The sequence below is a fragment of the Streptomyces sp. NPDC045968 genome (genome assembly GCF_056430475.1).
The window spans coordinates 674,852-696,976 of record NZ_JBWKLF010000002.1 but is presented as its reverse complement, the minus strand read 5'-3'; the positions used below and the strand labels follow the sequence as shown (position 1 = coordinate 696,976).

At 71.3% G+C, this 22,125-nt stretch carries 14 protein-coding genes; 7 read left to right on the top strand and 7 right to left on the bottom strand.

The genetic code is table 11. From position 1 onward, the window contains the following. Positions 1-24 precede the first annotated feature (24 nt). The 3 genes from AC07FA_RS08730 to AC07FA_RS08720 are packed head-to-tail and all read right to left on the bottom strand — an operon-like array spanning position 25 to position 3,645. On the bottom strand, positions 25-921 hold the full coding sequence (locus AC07FA_RS08730; protein WP_479074263.1) for a carbohydrate ABC transporter permease: 897 nt from the start codon (positions 919-921) through the stop codon (positions 25-27). A 41-nt stretch (positions 922-962) separates the two neighbouring features. After that, positions 963-1,973, bottom strand: coding sequence for an ABC transporter permease (locus tag AC07FA_RS08725; protein WP_479074063.1), 1,011 nt, complete (start codon positions 1,971-1,973; stop codon positions 963-965). Between the two features lies 1 nt (position 1,974). Next, positions 1,975-3,645 carry an extracellular solute-binding protein gene (locus AC07FA_RS08720; RefSeq protein WP_479074061.1) on the bottom strand — a complete coding sequence of 557 codons (1,671 nt, stop codon included), beginning with the start codon at positions 3,643-3,645 and terminating at the stop codon, positions 1,975-1,977. Positions 3,646-4,038: 393 nt separating this feature from the next. On the opposite strand from AC07FA_RS08720, the gene AC07FA_RS08715 reads away from it, so the two are divergent. From AC07FA_RS08715 to AC07FA_RS08685, 7 genes are all read left to right on the top strand, one after another. Then, on the top strand, positions 4,039-6,909 hold the full coding sequence (locus tag AC07FA_RS08715) for a glycoside hydrolase family 3 C-terminal domain-containing protein (RefSeq protein WP_479074059.1): 2,871 nt from the start codon (positions 4,039-4,041) through the stop codon (positions 6,907-6,909). Further along, positions 6,906-9,182: an alpha-xylosidase gene (yicI, locus tag AC07FA_RS08710; RefSeq protein ID WP_479074058.1), complete on the top strand. Its 2,277-nt coding sequence runs from the start codon at positions 6,906-6,908 to the stop codon at positions 9,180-9,182. Before AC07FA_RS08715 ends, yicI begins: the two co-directional genes overlap by 4 nt. Before the next feature lie 292 nt (positions 9,183-9,474). After that, complete coding sequence (locus AC07FA_RS08705; RefSeq protein WP_479074057.1) at positions 9,475-10,977, top strand: aldehyde dehydrogenase family protein; 1,503 nt, start codon at positions 9,475-9,477, stop codon at positions 10,975-10,977. 65 nt (positions 10,978-11,042) lie between these two features. Continuing rightward, complete coding sequence (locus AC07FA_RS08700; RefSeq protein ID WP_479074056.1) at positions 11,043-12,608, top strand: GMC family oxidoreductase; 1,566 nt, start codon at positions 11,043-11,045, stop codon at positions 12,606-12,608. Beyond that, positions 12,605-13,666 (top strand): quaternary amine ABC transporter ATP-binding protein, encoded by a 1,062-nt coding sequence (locus tag AC07FA_RS08695; protein ID WP_479074055.1) that lies wholly within the window; start codon positions 12,605-12,607, stop codon positions 13,664-13,666. Before AC07FA_RS08700 ends, AC07FA_RS08695 begins: the two co-directional genes overlap by 4 nt. Next, on the top strand, positions 13,666-15,651 hold the full coding sequence (locus AC07FA_RS08690; protein WP_479074054.1) for an ABC transporter permease: 1,986 nt from the start codon (positions 13,666-13,668) through the stop codon (positions 15,649-15,651). Before AC07FA_RS08695 ends, AC07FA_RS08690 begins: the two co-directional genes overlap by 1 nt. A 1-nt stretch (position 15,652) precedes the next feature. Then, positions 15,653-16,636: an ABC transporter substrate-binding protein gene (locus tag AC07FA_RS08685; RefSeq protein ID WP_479074053.1), complete on the top strand. Its 984-nt coding sequence runs from the start codon at positions 15,653-15,655 to the stop codon at positions 16,634-16,636. Positions 16,637-16,694: 58 nt separating this feature from the next. Here AC07FA_RS08685 and AC07FA_RS08680 read toward each other — a convergent pair whose 3' ends face one another. The 4 genes from AC07FA_RS08680 to xylB form a co-directional block, all read right to left on the bottom strand. Next, positions 16,695-18,104: a cytochrome P450 gene (locus AC07FA_RS08680; protein ID WP_479074052.1), complete on the bottom strand. Its 1,410-nt coding sequence runs from the start codon at positions 18,102-18,104 to the stop codon at positions 16,695-16,697. A 259-nt stretch (positions 18,105-18,363) separates the two neighbouring features. Next, positions 18,364-19,218 carry a hypothetical protein gene (locus tag AC07FA_RS08675; protein ID WP_479074050.1) on the bottom strand — a complete coding sequence of 285 codons (855 nt, stop codon included), beginning with the start codon at positions 19,216-19,218 and terminating at the stop codon, positions 18,364-18,366. Further along, positions 19,218-20,492 carry a VWA domain-containing protein gene (locus tag AC07FA_RS08670; protein ID WP_479074049.1) on the bottom strand — a complete coding sequence of 425 codons (1,275 nt, stop codon included), beginning with the start codon at positions 20,490-20,492 and terminating at the stop codon, positions 19,218-19,220. Before AC07FA_RS08670 ends, AC07FA_RS08675 begins: the two co-directional genes overlap by 1 nt. Positions 20,493-20,562: 70 nt before the next feature. Further along, complete coding sequence (gene xylB, locus AC07FA_RS08665) at positions 20,563-22,044, bottom strand: xylulokinase (protein WP_479074048.1); 1,482 nt, start codon at positions 22,042-22,044, stop codon at positions 20,563-20,565. Positions 22,045-22,125 lie beyond the last annotated feature (81 nt).

Genomic DNA, 22,125 nt, shown 5'->3' with positions numbered 1-22,125 from the left:
GGGGAGCGGAGGACGGCGGCCGGCTCAGCCCTTGATCGCGCCGGTGAGCATGCCCTTCCTGAAGTGCTTCTGGACGAACGGCGAGAGGACCGCGACGGGCAGCAGGGCCAGCACCATCACGGCCATCTGGACGGCGAGCGGGGAGAGCCCCCCGGTGTTGATGGCTTGCGCGAGGCCGACGGGCCGCTCCTGCTTGAGGACCAGCTGGTTCATGATGTTCTGCAGCGGGAGCATGTCCGGGTCGCTGATGTAGATCGAGGCGTTGAACCAGGCGCTCCAGTAGCCGACCGCGTAGAAGAGCGTGATCACCGCGATGACGGCCCGGGAGAGCGGCATGACGATCTGCCACAGGATGCGGAAGTCGCCGGCCCCGTCGATCCGGGCGCTCTCGATGAGTTCCTGAGCGGTGCTCATGAAGAAGGCGCGCAGGACCAGGATGTTGAAGACGTTCAGGGCGCTGGGGAGGATCAGCGACAGATAGGAGTCGGTGAGGCCGAGGCCCTGCACCACCAGGTAGGTGGGGATGAGTCCGGCGCCGAAGAACATGGTGGCGAGAAGGACCACCAGGAACGGCCGGTGAAGGACCGATCCGGTGCGGGAGAGCCCGTAGGCGCACATGACCGACACGGTCATGCTGAACAGTGTGCCGACCAGTGTCACGCAGAGGCTGACCACCGTGGCCCGGGTCACCTGGCCGCCGCCCAGAAGCTCCTGGTAGGCGACGAAGGTGATGCCCCGGGGGATCACGACCAGTCCGCCGGTCCCGGTGATGGTCTCCACCGAGGAGAGGCTGGTGACGATCACCACCCAGAGGGGGAAGAGCACCGCGAGGCAGACCCCGGTCAGGACGACGCCCTTGGCCGCGAGGCCGGCCCTCGTCGGCTCCTCCTCCCAGACGGGCCGCAGCCTGCCCCGTACCATCGGGCCCTGCTGCCGTCCGTTGAGTTTCCCTGCGAGCAGGCTCACTTCTTGTACACCCCCTGCTCGCCCATGAGATGGGCGACCTTGTTGGCCGCGAGCACGAGCAGCAGGCCGACGATTCCCTTGACGATGCCGACGGCCGCCGCGTAGCTGAAGCCGCCGTTGGTGATGCCGACGTTCCATACGTAGGTGTCCAGGACCTCCGACGCGCCGGGGCCGACCGCCGTCCGTTGCAGCAGGATCTGCTCGAATCCGACGGTCAGCGCGTTGCCGACCTGGAGGACGAGCAGCAGGGCGACGACGGGGCGCAGCGCGGGCAGCGTGATGTGCCACATCCGGCGCCACCGGTTCGCACCGTCCATCGCGGACGCCTCGTACAGGTCGGGACTGACGGAGGCGAGGGCCGCGAGGAAGACGATGACGCCCCAGCCGGCGTCCTTCCAGATCATCTCGAAGGTGATCAGGAACTTGAACAGACCCGGGTCGGTCATCAGGTCGATGCCGTTGTGTCCGTGGTCCCGCAAGGTCTGCGAGATGAGGCCCGCGCCGCCGAACATCTGCTGGAAGACGGTGACGACGAGCACCCAGGAGAAGAAGTGCGGCAGGTAGAGGATCGCCTGCGCGACGGCTCGGACGCGCGGGCGGACGAAGCTGTTGACGAACAGGGCGAGCAGGACAGGGACCGGGAAGAACAGCGTCAGCTGGATCAGGAAGATCGCGAGCGTGTTGCGCAGTGCCGCCCAGAACAGGCGGTCGTTCACCATCGCCTGGAACTGGTCGAGGCCCACCCAGGGGCTCTGCAGGATGGCCTGGAAGGCGTTGTCCGCGATGTACGGGTCGTACTCCTGGAAGGCGACGACGTTCCCGGCGAGCGGGACGTACGCGAAGACGACCAGGAGGAGGATCGCCGGCAGCGTCATGAGGATCAGCGTGCGGTCACGCCGCAGCCGGTGCCGCAGTGTGATCCCACCCGTCGCCCTGACCGCCTCGACGCGCCGTTTCCTCACGGCCGGGGGAGCCTCGGCCCTGGTGCGGGGTTCGGTGTCGACCATGTCAGGAGGCCGCGTCGCCGGTCTCGTCGAGCAGCTTCTTGTACCAGTCGCGGAGCTTGTCGCCGCCGCGCGAGCGCCAGTCGGAGACGTTCTGCTGCATGTCGCCGACCTTCTTGCGGCCGCGGACGATGTCCTTCTCCAGGTCCTCGAACTGGGCGTTCAGTTCCGCGTACCGGGCCGGTTCCTGGATCTGCATGCCGTAGAAGAGCGGCTTTCGTGTGTGCGCGCCCTGGCGCTGCTGCCACTCGACCATGCCCTTGGCGACGTCCGGGTGGTCGGGGAAGGCGCGGAAGGCGGCCGGGCCCGCGATGTACTCGTAGGTCGCGAAGACCTGGTTGTTGCCGTCCTCGGTCTTGGCGATCATGCCGTCCTTGACGGTGTGGTGCACCCCCTCGACGCCGTACGCCTTCAGACGCTGCTCCTTGGAGCCGTACGGGGCGGCCGTGAAGTTGGCGAGGGCGAGGATGTCCTCGATCTTCCTCTTGTCGGCCTTCTCGCTGATGAAGCACCAGATGTTCGAGGGCGGCGCCGCGTACAGGGTGGGCGTGCCGCCGTCGTGGGCGAAGATGTCCATCGCCGCCATGGTGAACGTCGGGTCGGCCAGCCGCTGGACGGCCGTCGCGCCGTACCAGTCGGAGATGTCGCCGTTGTACATCATGAGCTTGCCCGAGGAGAACAGGTTCTTCTGGTCGCCGCGTTCGGCCTTGACGTCGGGGTGGACGAAGCCGGCCGAGTACAGCGAGCGCGACCACTCCAGGGCTTCGAGGTACTCGTCGGTCTCGTAGCGGTTGACCAGCTCGCCGTCCACGAGCTTCCAGTAGTGCGGCTTCTCGGCCAGCACCCCGAAGAAGGAGAACGCCGACCAGGTCATGTCACCGCAGGCCCACACCTTGCTCTTCGGAGCGTTCATCTCCTTGCAGAGGTCGTAGAACTCCTGCGTGGTGGTGGGGACCTCGTACCCCTTCTCCTCGAAGACGCCGGGCCGGTAGAAGGGCGCGATGTTCGGGGTGGACTCGGCCGGGAAGGGCAGGCCGCGCAGCTTGCCGCCGAAGACCGCCCGCTGCCAGGCGCCGGTCGGGATGGCCGCGAGGTTCGGGTACGCCTTGACCTTGTCGCCGGCCAGGTAGGGGCCCAGATCGGCGAACTTGTTGGCGATCGCGCTCGGGATCTTGCCGTTCAGCTCCCAGCTGGGCACCACCACGGCGTCGGGGACGTGGCTGGAGGCGAGGACCGCTCCCAGCTTCTGCCCGTAGACGTTGCCGTCCTGGTTCTGCCACTTGACCTTGACGCCGGCCGCTTCGTCCATCGCGGTCCAGTACGCGTTGCCGGTCCCCGGCGAGGTGCCCCACAGCGGGGCCATGATGCTCACCTCGCTGCCCTTGCCCAGCTTCTCCGGTACCGACGTGACCAGCTGGCCGGCGGGCTTGGCGGTGGTGAAGCCGATCGCCGAGCCGTTCCTGGCGGGGATGTCCGGGGTGACGGCCGCGGAGGGGACGTACGCCGGAAGCAGGCCCTTGAGCTTCTTGCCGGTCGTGGTGCCCTCGTTCTTCGCGTTGTCCGAACCGCCGCAGGCGGTGAGCAGCGGTATCCCGCCGCCCACGGCGGCCACGACGACCGCGGTGGAGGCGAGGAAGCTTCTCCGGCTCGGGGAAGAGGAGGAATTCGGCGTCATTGCGTCAACCCTTCGAGGCGCACCAGGACGACACACGGCGGGCGTCCGCCGATCGGCTCCTGTGTCTGAGGTGGGGCGTTAGTGACCGGGCCGGATGAACCGGCCTGTTCCGAAACGCTGTCGAAGCGCTTCGATGTTGCAGCGAGGTTAAGTGAAGCCATCCGGCCGCACAAGAGTCCGATCCTCGATTCCTCCGAGCTGTTCCTGTTCTGTTTCCCCTGTGCTGTGGGCGTCGGTTGGGCCTCGATCGGGCACCCGGGCGCGGCTGAGCAGTGCCGCACCCTTGACACCTGCCGGTTCCGGCACCGAGCATCGAAGCGCTTCGAAAGATCTTCTCCGGCCCGGCGCTCGACGGAGCGCTCAGTCATCCCACCTCTCCAAGGGGACCCGCACGTGACGGACCATTCGCTGCCCTTCCGCGACCCGCGGCTGCCCTTCGCCCGGCGCACCGACGATCTGCTCCGGCGGCTCACGCTCGACGAACGGATCGCGATGCTCCACCAGTTCGCGCCGCCGGTGGAGCGGCTGGGACTCGGGGCGTTCCGTACCGGACAGGAAGCACTCCACGGAGTCGCCTGGATGGGCCCCGCGACCGTCTTCCCGCAGGCCGTCGGACTCGGCGCGACCTGGAACGACGAACTGGTCCGCCGCGTCGGCGAAGCCGTGGGCGACGAGGTCCGCGCCAAGCGCGCCGAGGACGACCGGGTCGGGCTCAACGTCTGGGCCCCGACAGTGAATCTGCTGCGCCACCCGCTGTGGGGCCGCGGCGAGGAGGGGTACGCCGAGGACCCGGCGCTGACCTCCGCCCTCGCCGTCGCCTACACCCGGGGGCTGCGCGGTGACGACCTCCGCTACTGGCGTACGGCCCCGGTCCTCAAGCACTGGCTCGCGCACAACAACGAGACCGACCGCGACACGGCCTCCTCGTCGGTCCGCCCGCGTGTGCTGCACGAGTACGACCTGCGGGCCTTCCGCGACGCCGTACGGGCCGGCGCGGTCGCCGGCGTCATGCCCGCGTACAACCTGGTCAACGGCCGCCCCAACCACGTCTCGCCGCTCCTCGGCGGGCAGCTCCGCCGCTGGACCGAACAGTCCCTCGTCGTCTGCTCGGACGCCGGGGCGCCGTCCAACCTGGTCGACTCCGAGCACTACTTCGACACCCACGAGGAAGCCACCGCCGCCGCCCTGAAGGCCGGCGTCGACAGCTTCACCGACCACGGCCAGGACTCCGCCGTCATGACGGGGCGCATCCGTGACGCGCTCGCCAAGGGCCTGATCGACGAGAGCGACATCGACACGGCGGTGCGCCGGCTGCTCGCCCTGCGCTTCTCGCTGGGTGAGTTCGACCCGGACCTCGACCCGTACGCGGGCACCGCCGGCTTCGACACGGCCGGGCACCGCGCCCTCGCGCAGGAGGCCGCCGAGCAGGCCGTGGTGCTGCTGAAGAACGACGGGCTGCTGCCCCTCGTGCCGGAGGCCGGCCGGACCGTGGCCGTCGTCGGGCTGCTCGCCGACGCCTGCAAGCTCGACTGGTACAGCGGCACACTCCTGCACCGCTCGACCCCGCTCGACGGGCTGCGGGAGCGGTACGGCGCTACGGACGTCCTGTTCGCGGAGGGCGCGGACCGGGTCCGGCTGAAGTGCGCCGACGGCTGGCTCCAGGTCCCCGCGGCGGACGAGGACGCCGACCGGGTACGCGGCGCCGAAGGGGCGCTCGACCCGGCGCTGCTCGCGGGCCGCACCGACCTGCCGCCGCTCACCTGCGGGGAGCACGCCGCCGACCTCGCACTGGTCGACTGGGGCGGCGGTGTCCTCACCCTGCGTACGGCCGCGGGCCGTTATCTCTCGGTCGCGGACGACGGATACGTACGGGCGTCCGCCGACGAACCGGGAGGCTGGGTCGTCCAGGAGACCTTCCGCCTGGAAGCGGTGGAGGGACACGGGGGCGGGCACCGCCTTCTGCACATCGGGACAGGTGGATACGTCTGTGTCGCCACCGACGGGGCAAAGGTTGCCGACTCCGGCGGAAAAGTTTCCGCCGCCCTCGGCACGGTCTTCGAGGTCGAGGTCGTCGAGCGCGGCGAGGACGCCGTGGCCCGGGCCGCGGCGGCCGCCGACACCGTGGTCGTCGTCGCCGGGAACGACCCGCACATCAACGGCCGGGAGACCGAGGACCGTACGACGCTCGGCCTGCCGCCCCAGCAGGAGCGGCTGTGGCGCGCCGCGCACGCCGCCAACCCCCGCACGGTCCTGGTGCTGACCTCCGCCTATCCGTACGCGGTCACGGAGGCCGCCGCCGCCCTGCCCGCCCTGCTGTGGACGGCGCACGGCGGGCAGGCCGCGGGCACCGCGCTGGCGCGCGTCCTGGCGGGTGACGTCTCCCCGGCCGGACGGCTCCCGCAGACCTGGTACGCCTCCGACACCGACCTGCCTGACCTGCTGGACTACGACATCATCGGCTCCCGCCAGACCTACCTCTACTTCCGGGGCACCCCGCTCTATCCGTTCGGCCACGGCCTCACGTACGCCGACTTCGCGTACGCCGGTCTGAGTGCCGCGCGTGAGGAGGACATGATCCGGGTGTCGTTCACCGTCACCAACACCGGCGCTGCCGCCGCCGACGAGGTCGCGCAGCTCTATGCGCGAGCCGTCGAACCGGCCGCCGAGCTGCCGCTGCGCAAGCTGGTCGGCCACCGCAGACTGCGCATCGCGCCGGGCGCGGGGGAGCGCGTCGAGTTCCTCGTCCCGGTGGCGGAGCTCGGCCACTGGGATGTGGCGCACGGCCGCTGGACCGTCGAGCCGGGCCTGTACGAACTGCTGGCGGGCGCCTCCAGCGCCGACATCCGCGCCGCCGTCACAGTGGTCGTGGACGGTGAGCCGTCCGGCCCCCGGCCCGTCCTGGAGCGAGGACTTGAGGCGGCCGACTACGACGAGCAGCGGGAAACGGTGATCGTCGACCGTGCGAAGACGGAAGGTGACGCGGTGTCACCCGTCGGCGGGTTCGGCCAACTCCTCTTCAGGCGCTGTGACTTCGGTGACGGGACGCGGTCCGTCACGGTGTCGGCGGCGGGGCGGGGGTCCGTGGTGGTGACGGTGGAGGGCGTGTCGGCGGACATCGTCGTGCCGGGCGGCGAGGGACCGTACGACGTCCGCACCCATCACGCGGAGCTCACCGTCCGCGGAGTCCATGACGTACGTGTCGCGCTGCGCGGCGACGTACGCCTCGCCCGCCTCGCCTTCGTTTCCGGCAAGGAGTCCTCATGAAATTCACCGACGGCTTCTGGCTCATGCGTGAGGGCGTCCGTGCCTGCTACGCGACCGAGATCCGCGATCTGCGCGCCGAGGACGACCGGTTCACCGCCTACGCGGCGGTCAAGCACGTCGCCGAACGCGGAGACACCCTCAACACCCCGCTGATCACCGTCGAATGCTTCTCACCGGCCGAGGGGGTCATCGGCGTACGCACCACCCATCACGCCGGAAGGGCGAGACGCGGGCCCGACTTCACCCTGTTGCCCGGCCCTGATCCCGCGTCCCGCGCCCAGGTCCGCCGGGACGGCCCGGTCACCGAGCTGACCAGCGGCCCGCTGACCCTGCGCATGGACGGCGACGGCCCGTGGGGCATGACCTTCCTGGACGACGTGGGGCGACGCCTCACCGGCGTCGACGCCAAGGGCACCGCATTCGCCACCACACCCGACGGCGCACACCACATGATCACCCAACTCGCCCTGGCGGTGGGCGAGAACGTGTACGGCCTCGGCGAGCGCTTCACGCCGTACGTGAAGAACGGCCAGAGCGTCGACATCTGGCAGGCCGACGGCGGCACCAGCAGCGAACAGGCCTACAAGAACATCCCGTTCTACCTCTCCTCGCGCGGCTACGGCGTCTTCGTCAACCACCCGGGCAAGGTCTCCTTCGAGATCGGCTCGGAGTCGGTGGGACAGGTGCAGTTCAGCGTCGAGGACCAGTCGCTGGAGTTCTACGTCGTGGCCGGGCCGACGCCCAAGGAGGTGCTGGCCCGCTACACCGCGCTGACCGGACGGCCGGCGCTGCCGCCCGCCTGGTCCTTCGGCCTCTGGCTGACCACCTCGTTCTGCACCTCGTACGACGAGGAGACGGTCACGTCCTTCGTGGACGGGATGGCCGAGCGCGACATCCCGCTCACCGTCTTCCACTTCGACTGCTTCTGGATGCGCGAGTACCAGTGGTCGGACTTCCTCTGGGACCCGGACGTGTTCCCCGACCCGGAAGGCATGCTGGCCCGGCTCAAGGAGCGCGGACTGCGGATCAGCATGTGGATCAACCCGTACATCGCGCAGAAGTCCGCCCTGTTCGCGGAGGGCGCCGAGCACGGGTATCTGGTGCGCAGGCCCAACGGCGACGTCTGGCAGTGGGACCTGTGGCAGCCCGGTATGGCGCTGGTCGACTTCACCGACCCCGCCGCACGCGAGTGGTACAACAGCAAACTCCGGGTCCTCCTCGACCAGGGAGTCGACTGCTTCAAGACGGACTTCGGCGAGCGCGTCCCCACCGACGTGGTCTGGCACGACGGCTCCGACCCCGAGCGGATGCACAACTACTACGCGCAGATCTACAACCGCACCGTCTTCGAACTCCTGGAGAAGGAGCGCGGCCACGGCGAAGCGGTGCTCTTCGCCCGCTCGGCGACGGCCGGGGGCCAGCAGTTCCCGGTGCACTGGGGCGGCGACTGCTTCGCCTCGTTCACGGCCATGGCCGAGTCGCTGCGCGGCGGCCTGTCCCTGAGCCTGTCCGGGTTCGGCTTCTGGAGCCATGACATCGGCGGCTTCGAGGGCACTCCCGACCCGGAGGTCTTCAAGCGGTGGCTGGCCTTCGGGCTGTTGTCCTCGCACAGCCGGCTCCACGGCAACGTGTCCTACCGGGTGCCGTGGGCCTTCGGGGAGGAAGCGGTGGACGTGGCACGGCAGTTCACGCTCCTCAAGCACAGGCTGATGCCCTATCTGTACGGAGCGGCCGCCGAGGCGCACCGCACGGGCGTCCCGGTGATGCGGCCCATGCTGATGGAGTTCCCCGAGGACCCGGCCACCCGCACGCTGGACCGTCAGTACATGCTCGGCCCCGATCTGCTGGTCGCCCCGGTGTTCTCCGCCGACGGCGAGGTCGAGTTCTACGTCCCCGAGGGCACCTGGACCTCGCTGCTGACCGGTGAGCGGATCACCGGCCCGGCGTGGCACCACGAGACGCACGGCTTCGACAGCCTGCCGCTGCTCGTCAGGCCCGGAGCCGTACTGCCCTGGGGCGCCGACGACCAGCGGCCGGACGGGGACTGGCTGGACGGACTCACCCTGCGGGTCTTCGGCCCGGACGGACCGGACGGCCCGGTGGCCGTTTCCGTACCCGATCTGTCGGGCGCTCCGGCCGCCGTCTTCCGCGTCGTACGCGAGGGCGGCGCGGTGCGGGTGACGGCGCAGGGGACGGACCGGGTGTACCGCGTGAGCGTGGAGGGCTCGGGGGCGGCGGGGGAGGGGTCCGGCACGGTCACCGCCGCCCTCTGAGCCCGCCACGCCCGCCACGCGTTCCTGCCGAGAGCGCCTGCCCGCTCACACGTCGTCCACGGCCCGCCGGGCGGTCCCGCACCAGGGACCTCCGGCGGGCCGTCGCGCATGCCGGGGGGCCCTCTGGCTGCTCAGAGTGAGCCGCATCACTCAGCGTGAAGTTCCTGGCATACATTCCGCCGGACCGGGGAGGGGTCCAGGCCGCTGGTGCGACCGAATCGCGGCCGCCCGCGCAGACGCTCCCCGGCCGATCCGGCGGGGAGTATTTCGGTACGGAAGGCAGATACAGGACATGGCGGCGCTCGACACCATTCATATCGACGGCATCTGGCAAGCCGCCGCATCAGGCGCGACGCGCGAGATCCTCGACCCCGCCGACGCCACCGTCCTGGCGCTCGTCTCCGAGGGCGGCACCGAGGACACCGACCGTGCGATCGCCGCCGCGCGCCGCGCCTTCGATGACGGCCCCTGGCCCCACCGGCCGGTCGCCGAGCGCGCCGGGCTGCTGCGCCGCGTCGCCGACCTCCTCCAGCGCGACCGCGAGGAGATCGCCCTGACCGAGAGCCGCGACACCGGCAAGACGCTCGAAGAGGGGCGCGTCGACGTCGACGACGTGACCAACGCCTTCCGCTACTTCGCGGACCTCGTGATGAACGAGAGCGGCGGCCGGGTCGTCGACGCAGGCGACCCCGACGTGCACAGCATCGTCGTGCACGAGCCGGTGGGCGTCTGTGCCCTGATCGCCCCCTGGAACTACCCCCTCCTCCAGGCCAGCTGGAAGATCGCCCCCGCCCTCGCCGCGGGCAACACCTTCGTCCTCAAGCCCAGCGAGGTCACGCCGCTGTCCACCGTCCATCTGATGCGGCTGCTGTCCGAGGCCGGGCTGCCGGACGGGGCGGCCAACCTCGTCACCGGCGCGGGCGACCCCGTGGGCGCCCGGCTCTCCGAGCACCCGGACGTCGACCTGGTCTCCTTCACCGGCGGACTCGCCAGCGGTACGAAGGTGGCGCGGGCCGCCGCCCCGACCGTCAAGAAGGTCGCCCTGGAGCTCGGCGGCAAGAACCCCAACGTCGTCTTCGCCGACGCCTGCGCCACCGAAGCCGGCTTCGACACCGCCGTCGACCAGGCCCTGAACGCCGCGTTCTTCCACAGCGGGCAGGTCTGCTCCGCCGGGGCCCGGCTCATCATCGAGGAGTCGGTCCGCGAACGCTTCGTCACCGAGCTCGCCCGCCGCGCCGACGCCATCAGGCTCGGCCGCGGAACCGCGGACGGCGTCGAATGCGGACCGCTGGTCTCCGCCCAGCAACTCGCCAAGGTCGAGGCGTACGTCGCCTCCGCGCGGGAGGAGGGCGCGGTCGTCCGCTCCGGCGGCGCACGCCCCGAACCCTCCCCGGTACGGCCCGCCGACGGCTACTTCTACCGGCCGACCGTGCTGGACGGCTGCCACCGCGGGATGAAGGTGGTCCGCGAGGAGACCTTCGGCCCGATCCTCACCGTCGAGACCTTCCGTACCGAGGAAGAGGCCGTCACTCTGGCCAACGACACGGACTACGGACTCGCGGGTGCCGTCTGGACCACCGACGCGGGCCGCGCCCGCCGGGTCGCCGGACGGCTTCGGCACGGCACCGTCTGGATCAACGACTACCACCCGTATCTCCCGCAGGCCGAGTGGGGCGGATTCGGCAAGTCCGGTACGGGCCGTGAGCTCGGCCCCACCGGACTCGCCGAGTACCGCGAGTCCAAGCACATCTACCAGAACCTCAACCCGCGCCCCCAGCGCTGGTTCGCCGGCTGACCGATCTGCCGACCTGTTCGCGGCACCCCGTACACGCACGAACCTTGCAGAAGGAGCAGTGACCGATGCATCCGACCCCCCGCACAGACCGGCCCGAACCCGTCGACTACGTGATCGTCGGAGGCGGTACGGCCGGCTCGGTCATCGCCTCCCGCCTCACGGAGAATCCCGATGTCACCGTCACCGTGATCGAGGGCGGCCCCACCGACATCGACCGCGACGACGTGCTCACCCTGCGCCGCTGGCTCGGACTGCTCGGCGGAGACCTGGACTACGACTACCCCACCACCGAACAGCCCCGCGGCAACTCCCACATCCGCCACAGCCGCGCGCGGGTGCTCGGCGGCTGCTCCTCGCACAACACCCTGATCAGCTTCAAGCCCCTGCCCGGTGACTGGGACGAGTGGGCCGAGGCGGGCGCCGACGGCTGGGACGCGGCCGCCATGGACCCGTACTTCGACCGGCTGCGCAACCACATCGTGCCGGTCGACGAGAAGGACCGGAACGCCATCGCCCGCGACTTCGTCGACGCGGCCCAGGCCGCGGCCGCGGTCCCGCGCGTCGAGGGCTTCAACAAGAAGCCGTTCCACGAAGGCGCCGGCTTCTTCGATCTCGCCTACCACCCGGAGAACAACAAGCGCTCCTCCGCGTCCGTCGCCTACCTCCACCCGCACATCGAGGCCGGCGACCGCCCCAACCTCTCGATCCTGCTGGAGACCTGGGCCCACCGGCTGGAGTTCGACGGCAACCGCGCCACCGGTGTGCACGTCCGCACCAAGGAAGGCGAGGAGCTGCTGCTGCGCGCCACCCGCGAAGTGATCGTCTGCGCGGGCGCCGTGGACACCCCCCGGCTGCTGATGCACTCCGGGATCGGGCCGAAGCAGGACCTGGAGGCGCTCGGCATCCCGGTCGTCCACGACCTGCCTGGCGTCGGCGAGAACCTGCTCGACCACCCGGAGTCGGTCATCGTCTGGGAGACCGACGGGCCCATCCCGGAGAACTCCGCGATGGACTCCGACGCGGGCCTCTTCGTGCGGCGCGACCCCGGATCCCGGGGCCCCGACCTGATGTTCCACTTCTACCAGATCCCCTTCACCGACAACCCGGAGCGCCTCGGCTACGAGCGTCCCGAGCACGGTGTGTCGATGACGCCCAACATCCCCAAGCCGCGCAGCCGGGGCCGGCTCTTCCTCACGAGCGCCGACCCCGAGGTCAAACCCGCCCTGGACTTCCGCTACTTCACCGACGAGGACGACTACGACGGCCGCACACTGGTCGACGGGATCAAGCTCGCCCGCGAGATAGCGAAGACCGAACCGCTCGCGCACTGGCTCAAGCGCGAGGTCTGCCCCGGCCCCGGGGTCACCTCCGACGAGGACATCAGCGAGTACGCCCGCAAGGTCGCGCACACCGTCTACCACCCGGCGGGCACCTGCCGGATGGGCGCGGCCAACGACACCGGCGCCGTGGTCGACCCCCAGCTGCGCATCCGGGGGCTCGAATCCATCCGGATCGCCGACGCCTCCGTCTTCCCGACGATGCCCGCCGTGAACCCGATGATCGGCGTCCTGATGGTCGGCGAGAAATGCGCGGAACTGCTCGGTTCGACCACTGGAGGCGATGTCCGATGACCGCGACCGATACCCCTGTCTTCACCGTCAGGAACCTCTGGAAGGTCTTCGGCCCCAAGGCCGACCGCATCCCCGGCAGCGAGCACGCCGAGCTGCCCCCGGCCGAGCTGCGCGAGCGCACCGGCTGCACCGCGGCGGTCCGGGACGTCTCCTTCGACGTCCGCAAGGGCGAGGTCTTCGTCGTCATGGGCCTCTCGGGCTCCGGCAAGTCCACCCTCGTACGCTGTCTGACCCGGCTCATCGAGCCGACCAGCGGCACCCTGGCCATCGACGGCGAGGACGTGCTCGCCATGGACCGCACGCGCCTGCGCGAGCTGCGCCGCCACCGCGCGGCCATGGTCTTCCAGCACTTCGGACTGCTGCCGCACCGCACCGTCCTCGACAACGTCGCCTACGGCCTGGAGATCCAGGGCCTGAGCAAGGACGAACGGCGTCTCAAGGCGGCCGAGCTGGTGGAGAAGGTCGGCCTCGCCGGACTTGAGGGCCGCCGCCCCTCGCAGCTCTCCGGCGGCCAGCAGCAGCGCGTCGGCCTGGCCCGCGCACTCGCCGTCGACCCGTCCGTGCTGCTCTTCGACGAGCCGTTCAGCGCCCTCGACCCGCTGATCCGCCGGGAGATGCAGGACGAGGTCGTCCGGCTGCACCGTGAGGAGGGCCGGACCATGGTCTTCATCACCCACGACCTGAGCGAGGCGCTGCGCCTGGGCACCCGCATCGCGCTCATGCGCGACGGCGGCATCGTCCAGCTCGGCACCCCCGAGGAGATCGTCGGATCACCCGCCGACGACTACGTACGCGAGTTCGTCCGCGACGTGCCGCGCGAGCAGGTCCTGACGGTCTCCACCGCGATGCGGCCCCCGACCGCGGGCGAGGGAGACCGCGGCCCCGCGGTCCGCCCCGACGCCACCGTCTCCGAGGCCATCGAAGCGGTCGCCCGCTCCGGCGACCCGGCGGCCCGGGTGATGAAGGACGGCAGGCTCGTCGGCGTCGTCGACCACGAATGCCTGCTCGGGGTCGTCGCGGGCACGGGGGCCGCCGGCACCCGGGAGGTGGCCGCCTGATGGCCACCGCCCAAGCCGCCACCACCTCCGCCCTCGCGGGACCGCCCGGCCGACGGCCGCTCATGGCGCTGCTCCGCCGCCCCGCTTTCGCGAAGCTGCTGGTGCTCGCAGTGATCGCCGCCGTCGCCGTGCCCGTGGTGCAGTCCCGCTGGGGCGGCGCGGCCTGGCCCGGCGCCCTGACCGTCGACCTGACGGCTCCGCTCGGCGAGGTCAACGACTGGATCATCGCCAACCGTGACAGCCACCCCCTGTTCCTCTACTTCTTCGGCCACATCAGCAACGCCGTCGTCCTCTCGGTGCGCGGTGTCTATCTGCTGCTCCTCGCCCTCGGCTGGGCCGGAGTCACCGCGGTCGCCGCGGTCGTGGCCTGGCGGGTCGCGGGACTGCGGCTCGCCCTCACCGCCGCGGTCTCCTTCCTCGTGTGCGGCCTGCTCGGCATGTGGGTGCCGACGATGCAGACCCTCGCCCTGATGGCCGTCGCCGTCCTGGCGTCCGTGGTGCTCGGCGTCCTCCTCGGCCTCGCGGCCGGGCTCTCGGACCGTACGTTCCGGGTACTGCGCCCCGTACTCGACACCATGCAGGTGCTGCCGGCCTTCGCCTATCTGCTGCCCGTCGTCCTGGTCTTCGGCATCGGTGTGCCCGGCGCGGTCCTCGCGACCGTCGTGTACGCGGCGCCGCCGATGGCACGCCTCACCGCACTCGGGCTGCGCGGCGCGGACCAGGGCGTCATGGAGGCGGTCAGCTCGCTCGGCGCGACCGGCAGGCAGCGGCTGTTCACGGCCAGGCTGCCACTGGCCCGCAAGGAACTGCTGCTCGGCCTCAACCAGTCGATCATGATGGCCCTCTCCATGGCCGTCATCGCCTCGGTGATCGGCGCCGGTGGCCTCGGCGACCGCGTCTACCAGGCACTGTCCTCGGTCGACGTCGGCGCCGCGCTGGCCGCGGGCATCCCGATCGTTCTGCTCGCCGTCGTCCTCGACCGTACGACCGAGGCCGCAGGACACCGGATCGGTGCGGAGCCCACCGGCCCCGGCGTCCTGCGGGGCGCGCGCGGCTGGGCCGTGGGCGCCGGAATCGTGGCGGCCGTCGCCGTCGTGGGACGGTTCACGGGCGGCCGGATCTGGCCCGAGGGCGCGATCGTCGCCGTCGCCGGACCGGTCAACACCGCCAAGGAGTGGATGGTCGACCACCTCTACACCGGAGTTCCGGTCGTCGGCGGCACCGCCGACTGGGCCGCCCACTTCACCGGCTGGATACTCAACCCCCTGCGCAGCGGGCTGCAGGGCCTGCCCTGGTGGTCCGTGCTGCTGATCGTGGCCGCGCTCGCCTGGACGATCGGCACCTGGCGCACCGCGCTCACCGCCGTACTCGCCATGGCCGCCATCGGTGTCCTCGGCGTCTGGGAGCCCTCGATGGACACCCTCAGCCAGGTCGTCGCCGCCGTCGCCGTCACTCTGGTCCTCGGCTTCGCCATCGCCATCGGCGCCGCGCGCAGCGAACGGCTCGAACGCCTGCTGCGCCCGGTCCTGGACGTCTTCCAGACCCTGCCGCAGTTCGTCTACCTCATCCCGGTCGTCGCCCTCTTCGGCGTCGGCCGCGCCCCGGCCGCCGCGGCTGCGGTCGTCTACGCGCTCCCGGCCGTCGTCCGCATCACCACCCAGGGCCTGCGCGGCGTCGACCCCGCCGCCATGGAGTGCGCCCGCTCCCTGGGCGCCACCAGCGGTCAGCAGCTGCGCCAGGTCCAGCTGCCGCTGGCGCGCCCCGCGTTGCTTCTCGCGGTGAACCAGGGCGTCGTCCTGGTGCTCGCCGTGGTCATCATCGGCGGACTGGTCGGATCGGGTGCGCTCGGATACCTCGTCGTCCTCGGACTCGCCCAGGGAGATCTGGCCACCGGCCTGGTGGCGGGCGCCGCCATCGTCTGTCTGGGACTGATGCTGGACCGGGTCACCCAGCCCACCACGCGCACCGCGCGGAAGGAGAGCTGACATGGCTCGTACGCCGATCCGCACCCGTACCCGTGTCCTCGCCGCCGCGACGTCGGCCGCCGCCCTGCTCGCCGTCACCGGCTGCGGCGCGGCGGACATGACGAAGCAGACCTCGCCCTTCGCCGCACCGGCGGGAATCAAGACCGTCACGCTCTCCGTGCAGTCCTGGGTCGGCGCGCAGGCCAACGTGGCCGTCGCCCAGAAGCTGCTGGAGGACGAGCTCGGCTACCGCGTCGACCTCGTCCAGACCGACGAGGTCCCCGCCTGGGACGCCCTCAGCCAGGGCCGCGTCGACGCGATCCTGGAGGACTGGGGCCACCCCGACCAGGAGAAGCTGTACGTCGAGGAGAAGAAGACCATCGTCCCGGCCGGCGACCTGGGCGTCACCGGCCACATCGGCTGGTACGTACCGAAGTACTGGGCGGACGAGCACCCCGATGTCACGGACTGGAAGAACCTCGACAAGTACGCCGACGAACTGCGCACCCCGGAGAGCGGTGACAAGGGCCAGCTCATGGACGGTTCACCGTCCTACGTCACCAACGACACCGCTCTGGTGAAGAACCTCGGCCTGGACTACAAGGTCGTCTTCGCGGGCTCCGAGGCCGCCCAGATCACCCAGATCCAGCAGTTCGCCAAGGAGAAGAAGCCCTTCCTGAGCTACTGGTACCAGCCGCAGTGGCTGTTCAACGAGGTCCCGATGGTCGAGGTGAAGCTCCCCGAGTACACCGAGGAGTGCGGAGCCAAGGACCCGGAGAAGATCGACTGCGCATATCCCACGACACCCCTGCAGAAGTACCTCAACGCCGACTTCTCCAAGCGAGGCGGCGAGGCTGCCGCCTTCCTGAAGAAGTTCACCTGGACGGAAGACGCGCAGAACGAGGTGTCCGAGATGATCGCCTCGCAGAAGCTCACCCCGCAGGAAGCCGCCGAGCGCTGGATCGAGAAGAACCCGCACGTGTGGAAGAAGTGGCTGAAGAAGTAGGACGGCCGTGAGGTGAGGGCGCTGCCCCGGACGACGGTCCGCGGCAGCGCCCGTACCGTCAGCGCGCCCGGACCGTCGCCGTCACATCCCGGTCGGGCTGAAGGGTCAGCGACGGTACGTGGCCGATGGTCCCCGGGTCCACGTCCAGATCGAACCGGCGCGCCAGGACCGCCAGGATCAGGACGGCCTCCACCATCGCGAAGCGCGTCCCGAGGCAGACCCGGGGGCCGCCACCGAACGGGAACCACGCGTACTCCGCGATCTCGTCGCCGCCCTCCGGGTCCCAGCGCTCCGGCCGGAAGCTCTCCGGCTCCGGGAACCAGCGCGCGTCGCGCTGGGTCGACCACTGACTGCTCCACACCCGGGTGCCCTCCGGCATCGGAACACCGCCGATCCGCGCGCCCTCCTTGGCCACCCCGGTGACCAGCCAGATCGTCGGATACAGACGCAGGGTCTCCTTCACCACCCACTGGGTGTAGGTCAGTCGCGCGTAGTCGTCGAAGCCGGGTTCGCGGTCGCCGAGCACCCGGTCCAGCTCCTCGGTGAGGGCCGCGCGCGCCCGCGGGTTGCGCGAGAGCAGGTACCAGGCCCACACCAGCGTCGAACTGGTCGTCTCGTGGCCGCCGATGTAGAGGGTGACCGTCTCGTCGCGGATCTCCTCGTCGGTGAGGTGCGCACCGGTCTCGTCGACGGCGGTGAGCAGCCGGCTCAGCAGGTCGGGGCGCTCCCCGCCGCCGTCGCGGTGGCGGGCCACCACCCGGGCCACCTCGGCGTCGATGACGGCGGCGGCCTTCTTGATCCTGGTCCGGCCGGGCGTCGGCACCCAGTCGGGAAGGATGGCGCCGATCCCGCTGAACTCCTTGCCGATCTCCTGCTGGGCGACGTCCATCGCCCGGCCCATGGACTCCGCGTCGGCCGGGGTGTCCACGCCGAAGATGGTGCGCACCGCGATCTTCTGCGTCAGCGCCGCCATCTCCCGCTTGACGTCGACGCGTTCACCGCCGGACCAGGTGTCCGCCAGCTCCACCGCGCACTCGGCCATCGTCGAGGCGTACGACTTCACCTGCTTGGGCCGCACGGAGGGCTGGACCAGTGACCGCTTGCGCCGCCAGTCCGTGCCCCGCGCCACCACGACGCCGTTGCCCATCACCGTGCGGAACGCGATGCCCAACGCGGGCTGGTCGAAGGTGCGTTCCGTCTCGGTGAGCAGCTCGCCTATGCAGTCCGGGTCGGAGACGAACACACAGCGGTTGCGGCCGAAGCGCCAGCTCACCATGTCCCCGTGGCCGCGAAGCCGCTCGAAGAAGGCGAGGGGGTCCTTCGCGAACCGGGGCAGATTTCCGAGGAACGGCAGCCCTCGCGGGCCCGGTACGAGGCTGTGGCCGCGCGGTCCGGCGACGGCAGCGGTGCCGCCGTCCGTACCGGTGGCCGTACCCGCGTCCGTAGGCGTATCCGTATCCCTGGGCATGAAAGGACTCCGCTCCCTGGTGGCGCACCGCAGCCGGCACGCAGTGACCCGTCCCCCGTCGGGCACGACGGGGGAGCACTCCGGCAGGGCGTACGAACGGCAAGGCCGGGAACCGTCATCTGCCGTGAGGAGTACGTGAGTTGTCGAGCGTAGCCGTACGGGACCGGCTGTCCGGACACGGCGGTGCGGTGCTCCGGCGGATCCCGGCCACCCGGGACGGGCCCGGCGCGGCTCCGGACCCGTCCCGGGTGGCTGTCGGTCAGACGCCCGGGGGCACCCGGGACGGACGGCCGCTGCCGCGCGTCAGCGAGTAGCCGAAGACGGCCGCCAGCGCACCGAGCACGCCGCCGCCCACGGTCCACAGCCAGCGGTCCGTCCACCAGCCGGAGGCCCAGCCGTCGTCGGGTTCGCCGCCGAGCGGGACCCGGTCCTCGCCGGTGCCGTCGTCCGACGCCCGGTCCACGAAGGACACGCCCGGAACCAGCGGCTCGGCGAGCGCGCCGTCCACGTCATGGGCGCCGCCTCCGTCGACGGAGGTGACCTCCAGCTCCGTCCCCACCGGCAGTCCGAGGTCGGTGGCGGGCAGATCGAGGACCGTCAGACGTACGTAGTAGCTGCCGGGCAGCGGATCGTCGGCCCACGGCTCCGACCAGGCGCGTACGGTCCGCAGGACACAGGTCAGCTCGACCGAGGCGGCGTCGGCCGCCGCCTTGCGCGTCTGGTGGCCGTACATGCACGCCTGCCGCCGCCGCAGTCCGTCGTACACCTCGACCTGCCAGGTCGACGCGCCGTGCCGGGTGGCGCTCTCGGGGAGCGTGACCTTCGCGCGCACGGTCGCCCGCTGTCCCGCGTCGGCGGGGAAGACCCAGTACAGGTAGTCGCCCGTGGACGCTTCGGCGGTGGCCCGCTGTCCCTGCTGGACGGCGGTGGCGGTACGGAAGGTGGTGCCCGCTTCCGTGGGCCCCGCCTCGCCGTCCGTCGCGGCGTCGGTGCCGGGGCTGCTGCTCGCGTCGGTCCTCTGGACCGACGGAGCGACGGCCGTCGCGGAAGCCGCCGAGGTCAGCAGGGCGAGACCGGCCAGCAGGCCGGCCGCCACTCCACGTGTCGTACGCATCAGTTGGTCCTCCATACGGCGACGCGCCAGCGTGAGATCCAGCCGGTCAGCAGGCCCGCGACCAGTCCGGTGAGGACCAGCACGCCGAGCAGCCACCAGCCGCGGCCGAGACCGAACGCGGCGACGTCCGCCGCCTCGTCCGGAGCGTCCACCACGTCGATGGTCAGCTCGACCGGAAGCCCGGGCGAGGTCTTCACGGAGGCGGGTGCCGAGAAGGAGTTGGCGACCTGGAGGCAGACGGCCTCGGGGCTCGGCTCCTCGTCGTCCGCGCCGTCCTGTTCGGCCCTGGGATAGCGCAGCCCGGACGAGATCACGTCCGTACGGCCCGTGCCGGCCTCCGAACCGCGGACGATCTCCCGGCCGTGCACGGTCAGGGCCCGCAGCAGGACTCCGTAGTCGTTGTTGACGGCACGGTCGGCCGCCACGCTGACCGAGGCGCGCAGTTCCTGGCCGGGCAGTACGTCCACCCGGTACCAGCGGTGCTCGCCGAACTTCTCGCGGTCGGTGTAGAGACCGGCCTTGAGGGCGGGGGCCGCGGCACAGCTGTCGGCGCCCTCGGCCGCCACCGGAGTGACGACGGGCTCGGCGGCACGGTCCACCAACTGCTTGACCCGGCCGGAGAGTTCCTCGGTGTGCGTGACGGCGGTGTAGGTGCCGCCGGTGGCCTCGGCGATGCAGGTCAGCTGCTGGCGGATCTTGGCGTTGGGCACCAGGCCCAGCGTGTCGATGACGAGGTGAACCCCGCGTGCGGCGATGTCGCGGGCCACCTCGCACGGGTCGAGCGGGCCGCAGGTGTCCTCGCCGTCGGTGATGAGGACGATGCGCCGGGTGGCGTCGCCGCCCTCCAGGTCGTCGGCCGCACCGAGGAGCGCGGGACCGATCGGGGTCCAGCCGGTGGGCGCCAGGGTGGCGACCGCGGTCTTGGCCTCGGTGCGGTCCAGCGGGCCGACCGGGTACAGCTGCTTGGTGTCCTTGCAGCCGGTCCTGCGGTCGTCGCCGGGGTAGTCGGCGCCGAGCGTCCGGATGCCGAGCTGCACCTCGTCGGGCACCGCGTCCAGCACTTCGTTGAACGCCTGCTTCGCGGCAGCCATCCGGGACTGGCCGTCGATGTCGCGGGCGCGCATGGAACCGCTGACGTCGAGAACCAGCTCGACCTTGGGCGATGTGGAGCCGGTGGGTTCGTCGGCGGCGGCCGGGAGGGCGGTGCCGAGCCACGCGGCCAGGGTGGCGAGCAGTACGCACACCCCGGCCCGCGGCCGTCTTCTTATGATCATCGCCGGATCTTATTGAAGATCGGTTGGCATCCCAAAACGCGCGCCGCGCAGGCCGGTTCGCGGCCCGGTCTCAGCCTCCGAGCACCGGCCCCGCAGTCCGCTCCAGCACCGAACCGACCCGTTCCCAGGTGTCCATGTCCCGTTCGGCCGCCGGGAGTTGACGGTCGTCGTCGCCGGTGTTCCAAGAGGCCGCCACGGCCACGGGATCGCCGCCGCCGGCCGCCGACGCGGCGAGCGCCGCGGCGCCCCGGGCGACCAGCTCGCCACCGGCGGGCACGACGAGGGGGCGTCCGGAGAGGCGGCGCACGGTCTCCACCCAGGTACGGCCACCGGCCCCGCCGCCGATCAGTCGCAGCGGCCGGGCGGCGACGGCGGGATCGGCCGGGTCGAGGCCGCAGGCCCGCAGCAGCTCGTCGAGGGCGCGCAGAACGGTGAAGGCCGCGCCCTCGTAGGCGGCGCCCAGCAGCTGCTGCGGGGTCGTGTCGTGCCGCAGGCCGGTGAGCAGGCCGGACGCCAGGGGCAGGTCGGGGGTGCGTTCGCCGTCCAGGTAGGGCAGCAGTACGGCCTCCCCGCCGGGTGCGGTGTCGTCGCGGTGCAGTCCCAGCAGGGCGGCCACCTTGTCGACGGCGAGCGTGCAGTTGAGGGTGCAGGCCAGCGGGAGGTACGTACCGTCCGCGGCGGCGAAGCCGGAGAGGGCCGCCGAGACGGGCCGGGTGCGGGACGCGGCGAACACCGTTCCCGAGGTGCCCAGGCTGAGCACCGGGTGGTCCAGGAGCCCGGCTCCGCCCAGCCCCAGTCCGACGGCGGCGCTCATGTTGTCCCCGGTGCCCGCCGCGACGGCGATCCCGGCCGGCAGGCCGAGGGCCTCGGCGGCGGCGCTGGTCAGAGAGCCGGTCCGGGTCGCCCCGGTGGCGGCCACCTCCGGCAGGAGAGCCCCGTCCAGGCCGAGGAGCGCGAGCAGTTCGGGGTCGTACGCACCGGTGGCCGTGGAGTACCAGCCGGTCCCCGAGGCGTCGCCGGGATCGGTGAAGGCGGTGCCCGTGAGCCGCTCGGTCAGGAAGTCGTGGGGGAGCCGTACGGCGGCGGCCGCCGCGGCGGCGCCGGGGTCGTTCTCGCGCAGCCACTGCCACTTCGTCGCGGTGAGGGAGGCGACCGGCACGGAGCCGGTGCGCGCGGTCCAGGCGCCGGGGCCGCCCAGCGCCGCGGTGAGGGCGGTGGCCTGCGGGGCGGACCGGGTGTCGTTCCACAGCAGGGCCGGGCGCAGCGGCCGGCCCTCCCGGTCGAGCACGACGAGGCCGTGCTGCTGCCCGGCGACGGCGATACCGGTGACGGCGGAGGCCCCGACGCCGGACTCCTTGATCCCGGCGGCCACGGCCAGGGACAGCGCCTGCCACCAGAGCTCGGGGTCGCTCTCGCGGGCCCCGCCCTCCCCGGTGACCGTGTGCGGGGCGCGGCCGATGGCGAGCACCTCGCCGGTCACGGCATCGGTCACCGCCGCCTTGGTGGACTGGGTGGAGCTGTCCACGCCGATGACGACGCTGCGCGGCGGCATGGGCTACCTCTTCTCGACAGGGGATTTGAGCGTGCGGCTAACAAATTACGTGAACGTGATCCCCCGGACCAGGGGTGGACG